Origin of the sequence: Pseudomonas sp. GM50 (genome assembly GCF_000282375.1) — a bacterium.
Taxonomy (GTDB): Bacteria; Pseudomonadota; Gammaproteobacteria; order Pseudomonadales; family Pseudomonadaceae; genus Aquipseudomonas.
The window spans coordinates 1-17938 of record NZ_AKJK01000153.1; the positions used below are offsets into that span (position 1 = coordinate 1).

Annotated in this window: 12 protein-coding genes; 9 read left to right on the forward strand and 3 right to left on the reverse strand. The window is 58.3% G+C overall.

All coding sequences use genetic code 11. From position 1 onward, the window contains the following. Positions 1 to 748, forward strand: a 748-nt coding sequence (locus tag PMI30_RS00070; RefSeq protein WP_008015308.1) for an alpha/beta fold hydrolase, incomplete at its 5' end; no start/stop codon positions are given. Positions 749 to 858: 110 nt separating this feature from the next. Beyond that, the gene (locus PMI30_RS00065) at positions 859 to 1770 is read left to right on the forward strand and encodes an SDR family oxidoreductase (RefSeq protein ID WP_008015310.1); all 912 of its coding nucleotides are present in this window, start codon (positions 859 to 861) and stop codon (positions 1768 to 1770) included. Positions 1771 to 1814: 44 nt separating this feature from the next. Here PMI30_RS00065 and PMI30_RS00060 read toward each other — a convergent pair whose 3' ends face one another. Then, entirely contained in the window at positions 1815 to 2072 is a 258-nt protein-coding gene (locus PMI30_RS00060) for a hypothetical protein (protein WP_008015311.1), read from the reverse strand. Further along, positions 2069 to 4138 (reverse strand): S-type pyocin domain-containing protein, encoded by a 2070-nt coding sequence (locus tag PMI30_RS00055; RefSeq protein ID WP_008015312.1) that lies wholly within the window; start codon positions 4136 to 4138, stop codon positions 2069 to 2071. The genes PMI30_RS00060 and PMI30_RS00055 overlap by 4 nt, the downstream gene beginning before the upstream one ends. Positions 4139 to 4950: 812 nt before the next feature. Between PMI30_RS00055 and PMI30_RS00050 the strand changes: the two genes are divergently transcribed. The 4 genes from PMI30_RS00050 (at position 4951) to PMI30_RS00035 (ending at position 13428) form a co-directional block, all read left to right on the forward strand. After that, positions 4951 to 6744: a DUF1302 domain-containing protein gene (locus PMI30_RS00050; RefSeq protein ID WP_008015313.1), complete on the forward strand. Its 1794-nt coding sequence runs from the start codon at positions 4951 to 4953 to the stop codon at positions 6742 to 6744. A 23-nt stretch (positions 6745 to 6767) separates the two neighbouring features. Then, the gene (locus PMI30_RS00045; RefSeq protein ID WP_008015314.1) at positions 6768 to 8135 is read left to right on the forward strand and encodes a DUF1329 domain-containing protein; all 1368 of its coding nucleotides are present in this window, start codon (positions 6768 to 6770) and stop codon (positions 8133 to 8135) included. Between the two features lie 140 nt (positions 8136 to 8275). Continuing rightward, positions 8276 to 10834, forward strand: coding sequence for a LuxR C-terminal-related transcriptional regulator (locus PMI30_RS00040; protein WP_008015315.1), 2559 nt, complete (start codon positions 8276 to 8278; stop codon positions 10832 to 10834). A gap of 197 nt (positions 10835 to 11031) precedes the next feature. Beyond that, a complete protein-coding gene (locus PMI30_RS00035; protein ID WP_008015318.1) occupies positions 11032 to 13428 on the forward strand; it encodes a dermonecrotic toxin domain-containing protein in 2397 nt (798 codons plus the stop codon). A 47-nt stretch (positions 13429 to 13475) separates the two neighbouring features. On the opposite strand, the gene PMI30_RS00030 is transcribed toward PMI30_RS00035, so the two are convergent. Continuing rightward, the gene (locus PMI30_RS00030; RefSeq protein WP_008015319.1) at positions 13476 to 14267 is read right to left on the reverse strand and encodes an IclR family transcriptional regulator; all 792 of its coding nucleotides are present in this window, start codon (positions 14265 to 14267) and stop codon (positions 13476 to 13478) included. 165 nt (positions 14268 to 14432) lie between these two features. On the opposite strand from PMI30_RS00030, the gene hmgA reads away from it, so the two are divergent. Genes hmgA through maiA form a run of 3 tightly spaced genes read left to right on the forward strand, consistent with a single transcriptional unit; the run spans position 14433 to position 17693 of the window. After that, positions 14433 to 15737 carry a homogentisate 1,2-dioxygenase gene (gene hmgA, locus PMI30_RS00025; protein WP_008015320.1) on the forward strand — a complete coding sequence of 435 codons (1305 nt, stop codon included), beginning with the start codon at positions 14433 to 14435 and terminating at the stop codon, positions 15735 to 15737. 3 nt (positions 15738 to 15740) lie between these two features. Next, positions 15741 to 17045: a fumarylacetoacetase gene (fahA, locus tag PMI30_RS00020; RefSeq protein WP_008015321.1), complete on the forward strand. Its 1305-nt coding sequence runs from the start codon at positions 15741 to 15743 to the stop codon at positions 17043 to 17045. 12 nt (positions 17046 to 17057) lie between these two features. Continuing rightward, positions 17058 to 17693, forward strand: coding sequence for a maleylacetoacetate isomerase (gene maiA / locus PMI30_RS00015; RefSeq protein WP_008015322.1), 636 nt, complete (start codon positions 17058 to 17060; stop codon positions 17691 to 17693). The last annotated feature ends 245 nt before the right edge of the window (positions 17694 to 17938 follow it).

Below are 17938 nucleotides of genomic sequence, written 5' to 3' on the forward strand. Positions count from 1 at the left end.
GGGCCAGCCGCTGGCGCAGCGCTATCGGGTAATCGCCTGCGACATGCTCGGCTTCGGCGATTCGGCCAAACCGTTGAGCCACGACTACAGCCTGCTGGAACAGGCCGATTTGCAACAGGCTCTACTGGAACATCTGAACGTCGAGCAACCGATGCATGTGTTGGCACACGATTATGGTGACAGCGTGGCCCAGGAACTGCTGGCCCGGCACTATGAAACGCGCGCTGATATCGCCAGTTGCGTCTTCCTCAATGGCGGGCTGTTTCCCGAAACCCATCGTCCGGTGTTGATGCAAAAACTCCTGCTCAGCCCCTTCGGCTGGATGATCGGACGAGCCTTTAGCCGTGACGCGCTGGTGAAGAGTTTCCAGCAGATCTTCGGCCCACAGACCCGGCCCACGGAAAGTGAACTGGATGATTTCTGGAGCCTGGTCGACAGCAATCACGGGCAACGGATCATGCACAAATTGATCAGTTATATCCCGCAGCGCCGTGTCCAGCGTGAACGTTGGGTCAGCGCCATGCAGCGTGGCGAGGTGCCGTTGCGGGTCATCGATGGCGAGGTCGATCCGGTTTCCGGCGCGCACATGGTGGCACGCTATCGGCAACTGATTCCCGCCCCGGACACCGTCCTGCTGCCTGAGATCGGCCATTACCCGCAGATCGAAGCGCCGGCGCAGGTGCTCAAGCACTATCTGGAATTTCGTGATCGGCTGGTTTCACCGCCGCGCAAAGTGGCGTGTTCCTGACTATCCCGCTGCCTTATTGCGCACCATTCAGCCGCCCCCGTGTTCATTGTGACCGGCAGCCCCGTGGCTGACACTCGCACTCATTGTCCCCTGGCCTGCTGGAGTTCCCCATGAATGAGTCTGTGCGCTTCGAAGATAAAGTGGTGATCGTCACCGGTGCGGGCGGTGGCTTGGGGCGGGCGCACGCGCTGCTGTTCGCAAAGCAGGGCGCCAAAGTGCTGGTCAATGATCTCGGCGGTTCGACTCAAGGCGAAGGCGCCAATGCGTCGGCTGCCGATCGTGTGGTCGCGCAAATTCGCGAAGCGGGCGGCACTGCCGAGGCCAACCACGATTCCGTCACCGACGGTGACAAAATCGTCCAGCATGCACTCGATACATTCGGTCGTGTCGATGTCGTGGTGAACAACGCCGGCATCCTGCGAGACAAGACCTTTCACAAAATGGACGACAGCGACTGGGACCTGGTTTACCGCGTCCACGTCGAAGGCGCCTACAAGGTCACCCGCGCCGCCTGGCCGCACATGCGTGAGCAAAACTATGGCCGCGTAATCTTCACCGCCTCGACTTCGGGCATCTACGGCAACTTCGGTCAGTCCAACTACGGCATGGCCAAACTCGGCCTCTATGGCCTGACCCGCACACTGGCCATCGAAGGCCGCAAGAACAACATCCTGGTCAACGCCATCGCCCCGACCGGCGGCACCCGCATGACCGAAGGCCTGATCCCGCCACAAGTGTTCGAACAACTCAAACCGGAACTGGTCAGCCCGCTGGTGGTGTACCTGGCCAGCGAACATTGCCAGGAAACTTCGGGGCTGTTCGAAGTGGGTGGCGGCTGGATGGGCAAAGTGCGCTGGGAGCGCAGCCTTGGGGCCGGGTTTGATCCTCGGGTGGGGTTTTCGCCGGAAGATGTGGCGGCGCATTGGGAACAGATTTGCGATTTTGAGGGGGCAGCGCACCCGAAGGACACTATTGAGGCGCTGAAGGAAATGATGGGGAATTTGCAGAGGTATTCGATTTAAGTGGAGCAGGCCACCACGCTGAGGCTTGGTGGCCGAGTTGCTTGTTAAGAATATTTATTTTCGGTAATAAACTGAGGGGCTTTCCAGTTCGGTCCCTTTACGGTTTTTCCATGTTCATCGCTAGCCAGTACGCCATCGCTGAAGAGCGAGTTGTAAGTGTTTACCAGTTCACCATTTAAAATTATCTCCTGGCGGTGTCGCCCATACATTCTGTCGACCGCTTGGGCAGGCCTGAAAAGCGCGAAATACGAAACGACATCTTCTACCGATTCGTTTTTGATGATTTGTTCGATAGGGCTCATTGTTCGAAGCTCCTCATGTCTTTTTCGTACTCTCTTTGGTCTTGTGCATTCATTGCGCTGATTGCTTCTTCGCTATACAAAAGTGTCAATTCGCTTCCTAGCTTGTAGTCCTCAAGAGTAGCCGTATGTGCATTGTTCCATATTTGAGACTCGTCGGAAGGAGATGCGGTGTCGCTATAGCCGAACGCCCTGTAACGCTCTAGTTCTCGTATCTCATGAGTGTAGTAGCGTAAATCTGTGTCAGTTACTTTTCCGTGTTGGCTCAGAATTTTTTCTAGGCGTTGCACCATGATGTCATTGGCATCGGATTGATCGAGCCGTGCGATGTGTAATTTCACTGCATCAATTCCGGTTTGGGTAATGACAGCCGTGCGCCAGTCCAGATCGAGTATCGGCCCTCCCGCCAGCTCCGGATTGAAAAGACGCCCGCTGTATTTACCTTTGACGGAAGCCCCTTGATAGGGACTGCTGATAACGACATACAGCGGCGCAATACCCGAATCATCTGGAAAGACGATGATGGACCTGTCCCAACCCTCCACCAGTATGGGATGCAAATCCAGACGCCCTTCGAGCGGCACGATCGGGATTGCGGGATACGTCGGCGTATCAGCCTGAACAATCGGCCGTTCGGTCGAGCTGTTACCCGGCGTGACGGCGGGCGTCCAGGTCAGGGTATTGGTTGGCGAGTCAGGCAGGCTTAGCCGATAAACGTTGTTCTGCGCATCGAATGTGGCGTGCCTCACCGGAACGCTGGGGCGAATGTCGAACCCGTCGGCCGTGATGACAAACACCTCTGCGCCTGAGCCGATGGGTCTGTAGCCAATCCCGACCGGCAGATCCAGTGTTCCTTGCCGGTCTGCGATCGCTCGCAGTGACTGTGCGCTTTCTGACGTCAGTTCCGCGAGCGGTACGCTCATCGTAAAGCGTTCGCTGTTTCCCAGGCGCGAAGGCGTCAGCAGCGCGGCGAAACCGATCAGTACCGAGCCCAGTGTCGCGGCGCCTGCCGCAGTTGCCACCTGCAATGCCGAACGCAGTGCGGTGATTATCGCGGCCGATGTTTCGGGAGCGAGGATGACGGCGGTCGAGGCGAAGGAAAATACCGGGCTGGAAGAGGCTGTCGCTCCCATAGCGGGATATACACGCAGGGCTGCTGAAGCCGCCTGCTGTTTCTCGTGCTCCTGCCGTTCAGCTTCAACACGAAGCTGTTCTGCCTGACGTTGAGCCTCGGCCAGTGTTGCAAGCTGTGCCTGTTCAGCAGCGACTTGTCGCGCGGCAGCTTCGGCGGCCAGACGCTGTGCTTCTTTTTGTGCCTCTTGCGCTATGCGTGCCTTTTCCTCGGCTACGCGTTTGGCTTCAGCCAATGCAGCTAAGCGGGCTTGCTCTTGGGCATGGGCCAGAGCTTCAGCTTCCTCCCTGATGCGTGCCTGTTCAGCAGCGATGCGTTGTGCTTGCTGTTCCGCTGCGATTCGTGCCTGTTCAGCGGCCTGCAAGGCTGTGAGGATTGTCACTAGATTGCCGTATCGTTGCTCAAGCGAATGGATTGTTTGGGACAACAGCCTTGCGTCATACGCTGCCTTGTAGGACTTGGTCCATGCCTGCATTCCAAGACTGTTTGCATGAAACGGTTTCTCCAGGGTCACACCTTTTTTAAGGATCTCGGGAAAGGGCCTGTCAATTGGGTCGTAGCCGTAATAACTATTGGCTATCGCTGTCTTGTTATCGAACTCGGCCCTCTTGCGTACCGCTAGTCTGTTAATTACCCCCAGTTCTCGAGCAATTCCCTCGACAGGGGGAACTGGGTTGGTTGGTCCATTCAGTCTTGTCGCGGTAAGTTCGTTCTCAATAGCTTGTGGCAGTTGTGTTAGTTTGGCTTGATATTCTTGTTTGGCTGTCGCGATGGTGTGGGTTACTTTGCTTACAACTCGGCTGGCACCCGGAGGAAATCCAAATGCTCCGCTGTTATAGGTATTAGTAGGAATTTGAGGTGGAGGAGTAAATCCGGGAGGGGCTACGCCTGTTGTCCAGACAGGCTTGGTCAATACAAAAGGTGGAGGTCTTTGCATATTCATATCCTTGTGAATGTGCTGTTAGAGAAGGTTTGCGACCCTATAGAAAATGTTTCGCAAGCAACCGTTTTGTGCGGTTTCAAGTTACCGTGAAATTAAAAATTATGAGTCTGATAAGTGTGTGAGCTTTTACGTTGAAATTTGACAGAAGCTTCGCCTGAATAGGAGTAACGACAAAATTATCCTCTGTGTATAAAGATGTTTCCTATACCGGTGTGGGAACCTTTTGTAGGACTGCTTTAAACATTAAAAAGGCAGGAGACGGCGCCACAAAACCATCACCCATAAAAAAGGCCGCTGCAAACGCAGCGGCCAAAGTAAGACGTAGATCAAGGAGCAATAAATCAACGTCAGTGAACAAGGGGCGATGAGTCGAAAAGTACGCTTCAAATCATCTGGAATCTATCGCCAACGGGGTGGGTCTATCATCCCCGTCGCTTCGTGCTTTCAGGCCGTTTGCCGTGAAAGCCCGGCAAGAATAAGGGCTTGAGCGCAAAGGAAAAATAGCGATTCCAGACATGCACTGTTGCAGGCTGAGCAACAGTCTCTGGCTGCCCCCCTGTAGCAGCTGCCGAAGGCTGCGTTCGGCAGCTGCTACAAGCGAACGCTGCCTTGGGCAGCTGCTTCGCCCATGTTCCATGCGCCCCGCTGATAACCCTCCATCCAGCCCATCCATACCCCGCGCAAACCCTCGCCCCATGCGGGCATTCATCCTTTAGGGGTACAACGCGAATACCTCCTTGGTGCGCTTATCGCTCCCGGCGTGCGGCAGTAGGGTGGGGCCTTCTGTCACTCACCGGGGAAGACGCATGACAAAAACAACAATGCGCGCCATCTTCAAACCGCAAGCGCTGGCCGCTGCGGTGGCCTTGGGCTGCTGTGCCCAGGCGCAGGCTGTTTCATTCAACATCGGCGAAATCGAGGGGCAGTTCGATTCCTCGTTGTCGGTCGGCGCGAGCTGGGGCATGCGCGATGCCGACAAGTCACTGGTGGGCACCGTCAACGGCGGTACCGGCCAGTCTTCGACCGGTGATGACGGACGCCTGAACTTCAAGAAAGGCGAGACCTTCTCCAAGATCTTCAAAGGTATCCACGACCTCGAATTGAAATACGGCGACACGGGTGTGTTCGTCCGTGGCAAGTACTGGTACGACTTCGAGCTGAAGGATGAAGACCGCGAGTTCAAGCAGATCAGTGACAACGGTCGTAAAGAGGGCGCCAAGTCTTCGGGAGCACAGATCCTCGATGCGTTCGTCTATCACAACTATTCCATTGCGGATCTGCCAGGCACCGTGCGCGCCGGCAAACAGGTGGTCAGCTGGGGTGAAAGTACCTTCATCGGCAACTCGATCAACAGCATCAATCCGGTCGACGTTTCCGCATTCCGTCGTCCTGGCGCGGAGATCAAGGAAGGCCTGATTCCGGTGAACATGCTGTTCGCCTCCCAGGGCCTGACCGATCAGCTCACCGTGGAAGGCTTCTACCAACTGGAGTGGGATCAGACCGTTCTCGACAACTGCGGCACCTTCTTCGGTGTCGACGTGGCGGCGGACGGTTGCAACACCGGTTACACCGTCGGCAACCCGGCGATTGCCCCGTTGGCGCCGCTTGCGGCAGCCTTTGGCCAACCTATCCAGGTCAGCCGTGAGGGCGTCATCGTGCCCCGTGGTGGCGACCGCGATGCCCGGGATTCCGGGCAGTGGGGCACAGCCTTGCGCTGGCTCGGTGACGACACCGAATACGGCCTCTACTTCATGAACTATCACAGCCGCACACCCACCGTCGGCACCTCCACCGCCGGGCTGTCGACACTGGCCAGCCTGCCGGGCATGATCAGCGCCGCCAACCGTCTGGCCCCGGGCAGCGGCTCGGGCCTGGCCCAAAGCGTGATGCTCGGGCGCGGCCAGTATTACCTCGAATACCCGGAAGACATTCGTCTGTACGGCGCAAGCTTCTCCACCACTTTGCCCACCGGCACTGCCTGGACCGGCGAAATCAGCTACCGGCCCAATGCTCCAGTGCAGGTCAACACCAACGACTTGACCCTGGCGCTGCTTAACCCGATCGCCGGCGGTGCCGCATCGCCTGTCGCGACCCGGCCAGGTGCCGACAACAAGGGTTATCGCCGCAAGGAAGTGACCCAGGTCCAAAGCACCCTGACGCACTTCTTCGACCAGGTATTGGGCGCCCAACGGCTAACCCTGGTCGGTGAAGCTGCGGTGGTACGAGTCGGTGGTCTGGAGTCGCGGAGCAAGCTGCGTTACGGCCGTGATTCGGTCTACGGCCAGTACGGTTTCGGTGGCGATACCGACGGCTTCGTCACCTCTACCTCTTGGGGCTACCGCGCTCGGGCGATCCTCGATTACGCCAACGTGATTGGCGGGATCAACCTCAAACCCAACCTGTCCTGGTCCCATGACGTCGCCGGCTACGGTCCCAACGGGCTGTTCAACGAAGGCGCCAAAGCGGTCAGCGTCGGTGTCGATGCCGATTACCGCAACACCTATACCGCGAGCCTCAGTTACACCGACTTCTTCGGCGGTGACTACAACGTCCTGGAAGACCGTGACTTCCTGGCGCTGAGCTTCGGTGTGAACTTCTGATCTGGCTGAGAAGGATAATGTTGATGCGCAAGATGATTCTGCAATGCGGCGCCCTGGCACTGAGCCTGTTGGCCGCCAACGTGATGGCGGCGGTCTCGCCGGAAGAAGCCAACAAGCTCGGCACCACACTCACGCCACTGGGCGCCGAGAAGGCCGGCAACGCCGACGGCTCGATCCCGGCCTGGACCGGTGGCATCCCGAAAAACGCTGGCGCTGTCGACAGCAAAGGCTTCCTGGCTGACCCGTTCGCCAGCGAAAAACCGTTGTTCACCATCACTGCCGCGACTGTTGATAAGTACAAGGACAAGCTTTCGGATGGTCAGGTGGCGATGTTCAAGCGCTACCCGGAAACCTACAAGATCCCGGTCTACCCGACCCATCGCACCGTTGGCCTGCCGCCGGAGATCTACGAGTCGGCCAAGCGCAGTGCGCTGAATGTGAACAGCATCAATGACGGTAACGGCCTGGCCAATTTCACCGGCAACCGCTACTACGCGTTCCCGATTCCGAAGAACGGCGTCGAGGTGCTGTGGAACCACATCACCCGTTATCACGGCGGCAACCTGCGCCGCATCATTACCCAGGTGACCCCACAGACCAACGGCAGCTACACGCCGATCCGCTTCGAGGAAGAGATCGCCGTACCGCAATTGATGAAGGACCTGGACCCGGAAAAAGCCGCCAACGTGCTGACCTTCTTCAAACAGTCGGTGACCGCGCCGGCGCGCTTGGCGGGTAACGTGCTGCTGGTACATGAAACCCTCGACCAGGTGAAAGAGCCGCGTCTGGCGTGGATCTACAACGCCGGTCAACGTCGGGTACGACGCGCACCGCAAGTGGCCTACGACGGGCCGGGGACCGCCGCTGATGGTCTGCGCACTTCGGACAACTTCGACATGTTCTCCGGCGCGCCGGATCGCTACGACTGGAAACTGATCGGCAAGAAGGAAATGTACATTCCCTACAACAGCTACAAACTCGACTCGCCGAGCCTCAAGTACGATGACGTGGTGAAGGCCGGGCACATCAACCAGGACCTGACCCGTTACGAGTTGCACCGGGTCTGGGAAGTGGTCGGCACGGTCAAGCCGAGCGAGCGGCACATCTATGCCAAACGCCACATGTACCTCGACGAAGACAGCTGGCAAGTGGCGCTGGTGGATCACTACGACGGTCGCGGCCAACTCTGGCGGGTGGCCGAAGGTCACGCTCAGTATTACTACGATCACCAGACGCCGGCCTACACCCTGGAGGCGCTCTACGACATCATTGCTGGCCGATACATTGCCTTGGGAATGAAGAACGAAGAGAAGCACAGTTTCGAATTCGGCTTCGACGCCAAGTCTGCTGACTACACTCCGTCAGCCCTGCGCGCCGAGGGCGTTCGGTAAGGGTTTTGATACATTGGCATCACCAAAGGCGACCTGCGGGTCGCCTTTTTTATGGGCGCCAATCAGCGTCCTGAATACTTCTCAACAAGCGGGTTGGAGAGGGCTAGGGTGGCCGGACAATTATAAAAAGGCACGCCGCAATGACCGCCATGACTCCGTGTCTGGACCGTTCTGGATTCCTGCCCCGCCTGTCCTCTCATCACCTGTCGCGGGCTCGCCTGAGTGAGCCGTTACTGGCCTCAACGGCGCGGGTGAAATTGCTCTGCGCACCCGCCGGCAGCGGCAAGAGCGCGCTGCTCGCCGAATGCCTGCTGCAGGCGCCAAGCCAGTGTCGAGTGCATTGGTTGCCATTGTCTGGCGTGGCGTCGAGCGCGGCGGATTTTCGTCATCGCCTGGCAGAGATGCTGGGGCTGGCCTCATCGGATGAAGCCGGGTTGCTGGGTTGTCTGGCCCGATTGCAGGCGCCGACCTGGTTGTTTCTCGATGACTACTGCCGTCTGCCGAACCCGGAGCTGGACCTGTTACTGGATCGCATGCTGGCGATCAGCAGCCCGATGCTGACCTGGTGGCTGGGCTCCCGCCGCCGGCCGCAATGCAACTGGCCAAGGTTGCTGCTCGACGACGAGTTGTACGAATGCGAAAGCACTTCGCTGGCTTTCACGCAAGGTGAAGTCGAGCAGATATTGCAGCCCTGGGTAACGGAGCAGGCCAGCAAGGTGGCCAGTCGGATCATCCAGCGCACCGGTGGCTGGTGTGCCGGTGTGCGGATTGCATTGCTGCAGAAGTGCGACTGGTCGCGTCAGGACAAACCCTTGGGACGGGCGGACACCTTGCTCGATTACCTGGAGCATGAGTTGTTCAGCTCGCTGACGCCTGAGTTGAGCGAGGCCTGGCGCGTGCTGGCCCACTTGCCCCGCTTCAATGCCCGGCTGTGCGATCACCTGTTCGGGGCCGGGGAGGGCGCGCAGTACCTGAGGACATTGCAAGCGCTGGGCTGTTTTATCGAACCTTGGGGGGATTCCACCGATTGGCTGCAGATATTCACCCCGTTCACCCAGTTGTTGCGCGATGAGCAATGGCCGGCGGGACGCTCCTGGCATCGGCGTGCCTGCCAATGGTTCTGTACCGAACAGGACTGGAAATCGGCCTTCGAACAGGCCTTGCTCGCCGAGGAATACGAAGTGGCGGTCAGCCTGTTGCAGCACTTCAGTTTCGAGCATTTGTTCGAGGAGCAAACGGTGGTGCTGTTGTTGCGTTTGCATGAGCAGCAAGGCGAGGAACTGACGCTGGGCAGCCCGCAATTGGTGGGCTTGATTACCGCTGCGCTGCTATTCGCCGGACGTTTCGAACAGGCGACTGCCTGTATTGCTCATTTGGCGTATTTCACGCCTCAACCCTCGGCGGTGCTTCAGCGTCGATTGATTGCACGTTGGCAAGCCCTGCAGGGTTGGTTACTGCATTTACAGGGGCGAATGGAAACTTCGCATGCGCACTTTCTTGATGCGTTGGCCGCGCTTGATCCCGACTGTTGGACGGCGCGCCTGATGTGTTTGTCCGGTTTGACGCAACAGGCATTGCTAAGGAGCGAACTCGACGTGGCGCAAGCCCACAACCGCGAGGCGCTGTGCCTGGCGCGGGCGCAAGGTTCGCTGGTGTTCGAGGGCCTGATGGAGCTCGATCATGCGCAATTGCTGGAGCAACGAGGCGCGGCGGTGCGGGCCGAAAGTCTGCTGTGCGACATTGATGAACTGCTCCGCCAGCGTTCGGAGCGACCTGCACCCTTGTTGGGACGAATTGCGTTGCGTCGCGGGCGGTTGGCCTTGTGCCTGGGGGCAGATGAGCGTGCTGCCGAATTCTTTCAAGCAGGCCTGGACGATTGCTTGCGCAACCACGACAAGCGCGTGCTGTATGGATTTCTGGGGCAGGCCCAACTGGCAGCGAACAAGGGCGATTACGCCCATGCGTTCGTCCGGTTGCGCGACGCCGAGCGGCTGATGCAACAACGGCATATTCCAGACACCGTCTACCGTGGCGTTCTGCTGCAAGTCAGCAGCCAGCTCTGGTTGCAACAAGGCCGCCCGGAACTGGCACACGAAGCACTGACCCGGGTGTTGCGCCACTATCGCGGGTCGAATGCCCGGCAGGCACCGCCGGCGACCCTGGAGCTGATTCCACGGATCGAGTACTTGCTGATACTCGCCGAAGTCCGTCTGGGGCGGGGAAAGGCCAATGCCCCGGTACAACTTCAGCAACGGCTGGAACTCGCGCAGCAGAACGGGATGTACGCGCTGCAAACCGAACTGCAACTGACCATGGCCGAAGTACTATGGCTTGGCGGTAATACAACGGAAGCGATTGACGTGTTGCAGGAAGGATTACACATGGTTGCACGCTATCAGGGGCAACAAGCGGTGTGCGAATTGCGCTTGCGTCAGGCGCCATTGTTCGAAGCGTTGACTTCGCAGTTGCCAGTCGATGGACTTTTTGCCACCGCTCGCGAGACGAATCCGCTCAGCCACCGTGAACTGCAGGTACTGAAGTTGATTGCCCTCGGCAATTCCAATCAACAGATCGCGGATACATTGTTCATTTCATTGCATACTGTTAAAACCCATGCCCGAAGAATACACGGGAAGTTGGGTGTTGAACGCCGTACGCAAGCAGTTGCCAAGGCCAAATTACTCGGGGTGTGGGGCTGAGTTGGACGGTTTTATGTGTGATGGGAACTTGTCGTTTGTTTAAAGCGAGTGGCTGATAGTTACACACGGTTGAAGTTGTGAATATTTGGTATTGCTTCAGCGTTTTGATGTTTCTTTTCTCTGCATTAGATTCGTGAAACTAACTGGGCATTCAGCCTGTTGTATCGATTCGTGTAAGGAGAGATAAAATTAATATCATGAATACTGATTTTTCTATTGGTGACGACAGCCGTCCACAATGGCTGACGCGTGCCAGTGTTGCGGATCAACTTCATTATGGCGAACTGGAACAGCAGTCTATCGCCAGTCAGATTGAACTGGATAAACAATTGGGTATCTTCGCCAGCGTGCGGGTTTATGCCCGTTATCTGGCCAGTCAGGCGCTGGAACTGGAGTTTGGCAGCACGCTGGATCCTGACAGCATCACGACGTCCAGTCGCTATGTTTTCCAACAGGCTGGCCGGACATTCATTCAGGAGGACAAGCGCTCCCTGACGGACTTGCTCCTGCACGGCCTGCATGAAGAAGGTCAGCGTGCACGCATCACTTTCCACGGCGAAGGACTTCCGTCGGGGCTGAACCAGCAATGGCTGGAAGAATCCTGGAATCAAGATGTGCGAGCAGCTTACGGCGCCGAATTCCGTAGGGTTTACCAACGCAGCGGTGTGCTCGCAGCAATGAACAACGTCACCCGGAATCAGCTGCTGCTGAGTGCGTTTGCCGCGAAACTTCAGGAACACCTCAACGACACCAATCTGCAGCGGGTTCGACGTGCGATTGCCGGGGACGCGAGCCTGACGATTACGCCCTTACAGTTGCGTGAAGACACCCGAGCGCTCAAGGATCTGGTTGCCATTGGAAGCCGCGACGACAGCCTGGAGGACTGGCTTCTGTACGCTCCGGGCTCGCCCGATGGCCAGGATTGGTACCAGCTGCCCGCTTTCAGGCGCCTGAGCCTTGATATCAGTCGGTGGACGGCAACGCAAAGCGGTCTTGACTACCTGACTTGGCAGTCCCATGCATTGGATCGTGAGACGATCACCGGCTATCTGAAAAAAATCCCGCAGCTGCCTTCTCTCTGGGACGGTGTCACGCTTGCACCTTCCCCGTTCAAGGGAGAAGAGGTGTTGAACGCAATTGTTTACAACGACCGGGCGTGGCGGGTGGCGCAGGAAGAGAGTCAGACGCCCTATGGATACCGCACCGCGTCCAACGAGCAGCGTCAGCGTTTTGCGCGGATCAACTGCGAACTCAGGTCGCTACAAACCGTCGAGGTACGTCAGGGCGGATTTGTCAGCTTTGAACATTTCTGCAATCAACTGATCAAGCAACGCGTAGAAGAAGTTCTTCTGCAAAGAGGTGAGCGTGTAGTCATCAATCCTGACCGTATCAATGTAGAAATCAGTCAGGAACAAAAAATGACACTGACCCAGCTGATTGTCGGCGAAGTGCACTTTTATGCCGGTGGTGAAGGCCAACCCCTTTACCCCAGATTCACACTGGCTGCTGATCATCCGCCGATCAACAAGCTCGATATCCGCGATATTGCCAGTTGGTCGAATACGCTACGTCCTGGCGAGAAGTACATCGATATGTTGCGCTCGGTTCACCTCAACCGATCCCATCCTGAGGGGGCATTCAAGCGACAGGTCTACATGGCGCTACTGCAACGTCAGATGAAAGTGGCAATCATGCAGGGGGCATTCACTGGACGGTTGCCCAAGGAGCACTTTGCGGAGTTGATCAAAGTTGTCGAACAGTTCAATCCGCTTCAGCCGCTGCCGACAAGTCCTGTGGGTGAGGCGCCTGAGGATGTGCGTTACAGTGCATTGTTCAACCTTCGTCTCAGGGGGCGTTTGGTGGTCGGGGTGTTCGTGTTCAGGCTGGTGGTGGCTGGGCAAGTCGAGGAGTATCTGTTTACCCCGGATGCACCGGACGGACGTGAGCTACGACCGTTCAAGGAGTTTGTGTCGGCAGTGAAAAAAGGCAAGCTCGGTGATTATTTCCATGATCGGGTTTTTGCCAAGTATCAACCGCAGGTCGGCACTTACCTCACTGATCTTGAACAATTGAGCAACTTTACCGAGGCTCCCACCCTGGAGCGCAATAGTCGCGTCACCGACTGGAACGACTGCTACAACGACGTGGTGTTCAAAGTCATTTCCGATGTCGACGAGAAGACCGAAAGCCTTAACGAAATCATCTGGGGCCTGGTGTACAACGCAGTCGTCACGGCGGCCAGTGTCATCAGTATTGTTTATGCGCCAGTAGGTATCGCACTGAGCGCGGCCTTGCTGACCCAGAACCTGGTGCAAGGTGCTGAGGCCTACACGGAGGGCAATCGGGCAAAAGCCCTGAGCCACTTCAAGGAGGCGCTGTTTGAACTGGCATCTCTGGGCAAGGCCGGTCTTGGCAAGTCGGGCGCCAGTCAGTTGCAGAAAAACCTCATCGGGTTGCTGGGCGATGCATTAGAGGTAGAAGCGTTGTATGCGGCTGCCACCGGGCAACCCCGCCTGCATGAGCGGGCGCGGGAAGTGATTCAGGAGATTCTCGATGATCCGGAAACCATCAGCAGCAAAACCACCGTTGTGTAACGACCCGGTCTGTTGACCAACGGATGGCCGCCGATGTCGATTCGTGTTCAACGAGCGACTTCGTCGGCCTCATAACCCATCCGCCAGCTCACAGCCCGGGTCGCCGCCAGCAAGCGCTGCGCCGCCGGGCCGTTTTCATCGGCGTGGAACAACGAGGTCGGGCCGACGATGGTCATCACCGCCGCCACCTGCCCGACCGCGTTGAACACGGGGGCCGACAACGCATCGACCCCCGGCATCAGCAAACCATGCACATGGTGCAGGCCGCGCTCGCGGATCTGTTGGCACAAGGTTACGTAGGTTTTCTCATCGGCCAATGGATGAACGTCGGCGGCGCGGACTTCGAGATCGCGCAACTCGTCGGTTTCTCGGTGCGGCAAATAGGCACTGAACACCAGCCCTGTCGACGAGCTGAGCAATGGCAGAACCGAACCCAATTGCGTGACCACCGTCACCGCGCGCACCGCCGGTTCGATGTGCACCACCGTTGCGCCCTGATTGCCCCACACCGCGATAAAGCAGGTTTCATTCAGATCGTCGCGCAGTTCGGACAGAGGCAGGGCGGCGACTTTCAGCACGTCCATACTGTTCAGGGCAGCCAGGCCGACCCGAAGTGCTTCACGACCAAGGCCATAGTGGTTGGTGGCGGTGTTCTGCTCGGCAAAACCGCTGGCGATCAGCGCCTGTAGATAGCGGTGAACCTTGCTGGCCGGCATCTGCACGTGTTCGGCCAGACGCGACAGCGAGGTGGAGGGCGACAGCTCGGCAAGCGCCTTGAGGATGTCGGTGCCGACCTCGGCCGAGCGGACTTTCTGTTTACCATTGCTTTCGCTGGTCATGGAGGCGGTGTGATCCCGGGACGAATGGGCGTCTTTATAGCTTGACGGTCAATACCAATCAAATTACGTTATGCGTAATCGAATTACGATAAAAATAACCCAGGCGTGCCAAGACCTCTTCAACAGAGCGACTGGCCACAGCCTACTCCCCGTTCAGGAGGCTCCATGAACCTCGATTCAACGGCGCCTGCGCTGGCTTACCAGTCAGGCTTCGGCAACGAATTCAGCAGCGAAGCGTTGCCGGGCGCACTGCCCGTCGGCCAGAACTCCCCGCAAAAAGCTCCTTACGGTTTGTACACCGAATTGTTCTCCGGCACTGCGTTCACCATGGCTCGCAGCGAAGCACGGCGGACCTGGATGTACCGTATTCAGCCGTCGGCCAATCACCCTGCATTCGTCAAACTGGATCGGCAACTGGCTGGTGGTCCGTTGGGTGAAGTGACCCCCAATCGCCTGCGCTGGAACCCCTTGGACATTCCGACCGAACCCACCGATTTCATCGACGGGCTGGTGAGCATGGCGGCCAACTCGGGCGCGGAAAAACCGGCCGGGATCAGCATTTATAACTACCGCGCCAACCGTTCCATGGAGCGCGTGTTCTTCAACGCCGATGGCGAACTGCTGCTGGTGCCGGAACTGGGCCGTCTGCGTATCGCCACTGAACTGGGCGTGCTGGAGCTGGAACCGCTGGAAATCGCCGTCCTGCCTCGCGGGCTGAAATTCCGCGTCGAGCTGCTCGACCCGCAAGCCCGCGGCTACATCGCCGAAAACCATGGCGCCCCTCTGCGCCTGCCGGATCTGGGGCCGATCGGCAGCAACGGCCTGGCTAACCCGCGAGACTTCCTGGCGCCGGTGGCCCATTACGAAAACCTCAAGCAACCGACCACCCTGGTACAGAAATTCCTCGGCCAGTTGTGGGGTTGTGAGCTTGATCATTCGCCGCTGAACGTGGTCGCCTGGCACGGCAACAACGTGCCGTACAAATATGACCTGCGCCGTTTCAACACCATCGGCACCGTCAGTTTCGATCATCCGGATCCGTCGATTTTCACTGTCCTGACCTCGCCGACCAGCGTGCATGGTCTGGCCAACCTCGACTTCGTGATCTTTCCGCCACGCTGGATGGTCGCCGAGAAAACTTTCCGTCCACCGTGGTTTCACCGCAACCTGATGAACGAATTCATGGGCCTGATCCAGGGCGAATACGATGCCAAGGCCGAAGGTTTCGTGCCTGGCGGCGCGTCGTTGCACAGTTGCATGAGCGCCCACGGCCCCGACGGCGAAACCTGCACCAAGGCGATCAACGCGGAGCTGGCGCCGGCTAAAATCGATAACACCATGGCTTTCATGTTCGAGACCAGCCAGGTGTTGCGCCCGAGCCGATTCGCCCTCGATTGCCCGCAACTGCAAAACAATTACGACGCCTGCTGGGCCACGTTGCCCGCCACTTTCGACCCGACCCGGAGATAACCCATGACTCAGACTTCCATCACTCGTAGCTGGGTTGCCTCCGCCAACGGCCATGCGGATTTTCCGCTGCAAAACCTGCCGTTGGGCGTGTTCAGCGTGAAGGGTTCCGCGCCGCGCGGTGGCGTGGCGATCGGTGACCACATCTTTGATCTGGAAGCGGCACTGGATGCCGGGCTGTTCGACGGTGTTGCAAAGAAAGCAGTCGAAGCCACCCGTGGCGGTCAGTTGAATGCATTCTTCGAGCTGGGCCGCGACGCTCGCGTTGCCCTGCGTGAGCGCCTGCTGGAACTGTTTGCAGAAGGCAGCACCCTGCACGGCAAGATCGAGGCCCAAGGCGCCAAACTGCTGCCACTGACGGCGGATTGCGACATGCACCTGCCGGCGAAGATCAACGACTACACCGATTTCTACGTCGGCATCGAGCACGCGCAGAATGTCGGCAAACTGTTCCGCCCGGATAACCCGCTGCTGCCGAACTACAAGTACGTGCCGATTGGTTATCACGGTCGCGCTTCGACCATTCGCCCGTCGGGCACCGATGTTCGCCGTCCGAAAGGCCAGACCCTGCCGGCCGGCCAGACCGAGCCGACGTTTGGTCCGTGTGCACGTCTGGATTATGAGCTGGAACTGGGCATCTGGATCGGTCAGGGCAACGAGATGGGCGACTCGATCGCCATCGGTGATGCCGCCGACCACATCGCCGGTTTCTGCCTGCTCAACGACTGGTCGGCGCGCGATATCCAGGCCTGGGAATACCAGCCGCTGGGTCCGTTCCTGTCCAAGAGTTTCATCACCAGCATTTCGCCGTGGGTGGTGACGGCGGAAGCGCTGGAGCCGTTCCGTCGTGCACAGCCTGCGCGCCCTGAAGGCGACCCGCAGCCGTTGCCGTATCTGTTCGACAAGCGTGATCAGGCCGCTGGTGCCTTCGACATCGAACTGGAAGTGCTGCTGCTCACCGAAGGCCTGCGCGAGCAAAATCTGCCAGCTCATCGCCTGACCCTCAGCAACACACAACACATGTACTGGACCGCTGCACAACTGGTTGCGCACCACAGCGTCAACGGTTGCCAGTTGCAGGCCGGTGATCTGTTCGGTTCGGGCACGCTGTCCGGTCCTGAAAACGGTCAGTTCGGCAGCCTGCTGGAAATCACCGAGGGCGGTAAAAAGCCGATCGAACTGGCCTCGGGTGAGGTGCGTAAGTTCCTTGAGGACGGCGATGAAATCATTCTGCGCGCGCGTTGCAGCCGCGAGGGTTTTGCTTCCATCGGTTTCGGCGAATGCCGTGGCAAAGTGCTGCCAGCGCGCTAAGAGGATCGGGTCATGGAACTCTATACCTACTATCGTTCGACCTCGTCTTACCGGGTGCGTATTGCGTTGGCGCTCAAGGGGCTGGATTACCAGGCGCTGCCGGTCAACCTGATCGCACCGCAAGGTGGCGAACATCGGCAACCGGAGTATCTGGGCATCAACCCGCAAGGCCGGGTGCCAGCCTTGCGCACCGACGAAGGCGAGTTGCTGATCCAGTCACCGGCGATCATCGAGTACCTGGAGGAACGTTATCCACAGGTGCCGCTGCTGTCCAAAGACCTCGTCGCCCGCGCTCATGAGCGTGGCGTGGCGGCGGTGATCGGTTGCGATGTTCACCCGCTGCACAACGTCAGCGTGCTCAACAAACTGCGGCAGTTGGGGCACGATGAGCCGCAGGTGGTTGAGTGGATCGGTCACTGGATCAGCCAAGGGTTGGCGACGGTGGAGCAATTGATCGGTGACACCGGTTATTGCTTTGGCGATCAACCTGGGCTGGCGGACGTCTATTTGATTCCGCAGTTGTATGCGGCCGAGCGCTTCAATATTTCCCTTGAGGCCTACCCGCGAATTCGTCGAGTGGCGGCGCTGGCGGCGACACATCCAGCCTTCTTCCTGGCCCATCCGGCAAACCAGCCCGATACCCCGTAACAAGGTTGTCAGAAACAGGATCAAAAGATCGCAGCCTTCGGCAGCTCCTACAGGATGTACGCCATCCCAATGCAGGAGCTGCCGAAGGCTGCGATCTTTTGCTTTTAATGCACGACCGAATTCGGCGGCAACCGCTGGATCGCGTCTAACCCCTGTAGGAGCGAGGCTTGCCCGCGAAGAACGATAACGCGGTATTCCTGATAGACCGAGGCGCCTGGTTCGCCGGCAGCCTGGCTCCTACAGGG

Excerpts from the sequence above, each read along its gene's own strand:
- PMI30_RS00050 (WP_008015313.1), top strand. The coding sequence starts at position 4,951 with ATGACAAAAACAACAATGCGCGCCATCTTCAAACCGCAAGCGCTGGCC.
- PMI30_RS00065 (WP_008015310.1), top strand. The coding sequence starts at position 859 with ATGAATGAGTCTGTGCGCTTCGAAGATAAAGTGGTGATCGTCACCGGT.
- fahA (WP_008015321.1), top strand. The coding sequence starts at position 15,741 with ATGACTCAGACTTCCATCACTCGTAGCTGGGTTGCCTCCGCCAACGGC.
- PMI30_RS00030 (WP_008015319.1), bottom strand. The coding sequence starts at position 14,267 with ATGACCAGCGAAAGCAATGGTAAACAGAAAGTCCGCTCGGCCGAGGTC.
- PMI30_RS00045 (WP_008015314.1), top strand. The coding sequence starts at position 6,768 with ATGCGCAAGATGATTCTGCAATGCGGCGCCCTGGCACTGAGCCTGTTG.
- PMI30_RS00055 (WP_008015312.1), bottom strand. The coding sequence starts at position 4,138 with ATGCAAAGACCTCCACCTTTTGTATTGACCAAGCCTGTCTGGACAACA.
- PMI30_RS00060 (WP_008015311.1), bottom strand. The coding sequence starts at position 2,072 with ATGAGCCCTATCGAACAAATCATCAAAAACGAATCGGTAGAAGATGTC.
- PMI30_RS00035 (WP_008015318.1), top strand. The coding sequence starts at position 11,032 with ATGAATACTGATTTTTCTATTGGTGACGACAGCCGTCCACAATGGCTG.
- maiA (WP_008015322.1), top strand. The coding sequence starts at position 17,058 with ATGGAACTCTATACCTACTATCGTTCGACCTCGTCTTACCGGGTGCGT.
- hmgA (WP_008015320.1), top strand. The coding sequence starts at position 14,433 with ATGAACCTCGATTCAACGGCGCCTGCGCTGGCTTACCAGTCAGGCTTC.
- PMI30_RS00040 (WP_008015315.1), top strand. The coding sequence starts at position 8,276 with ATGACCGCCATGACTCCGTGTCTGGACCGTTCTGGATTCCTGCCCCGC.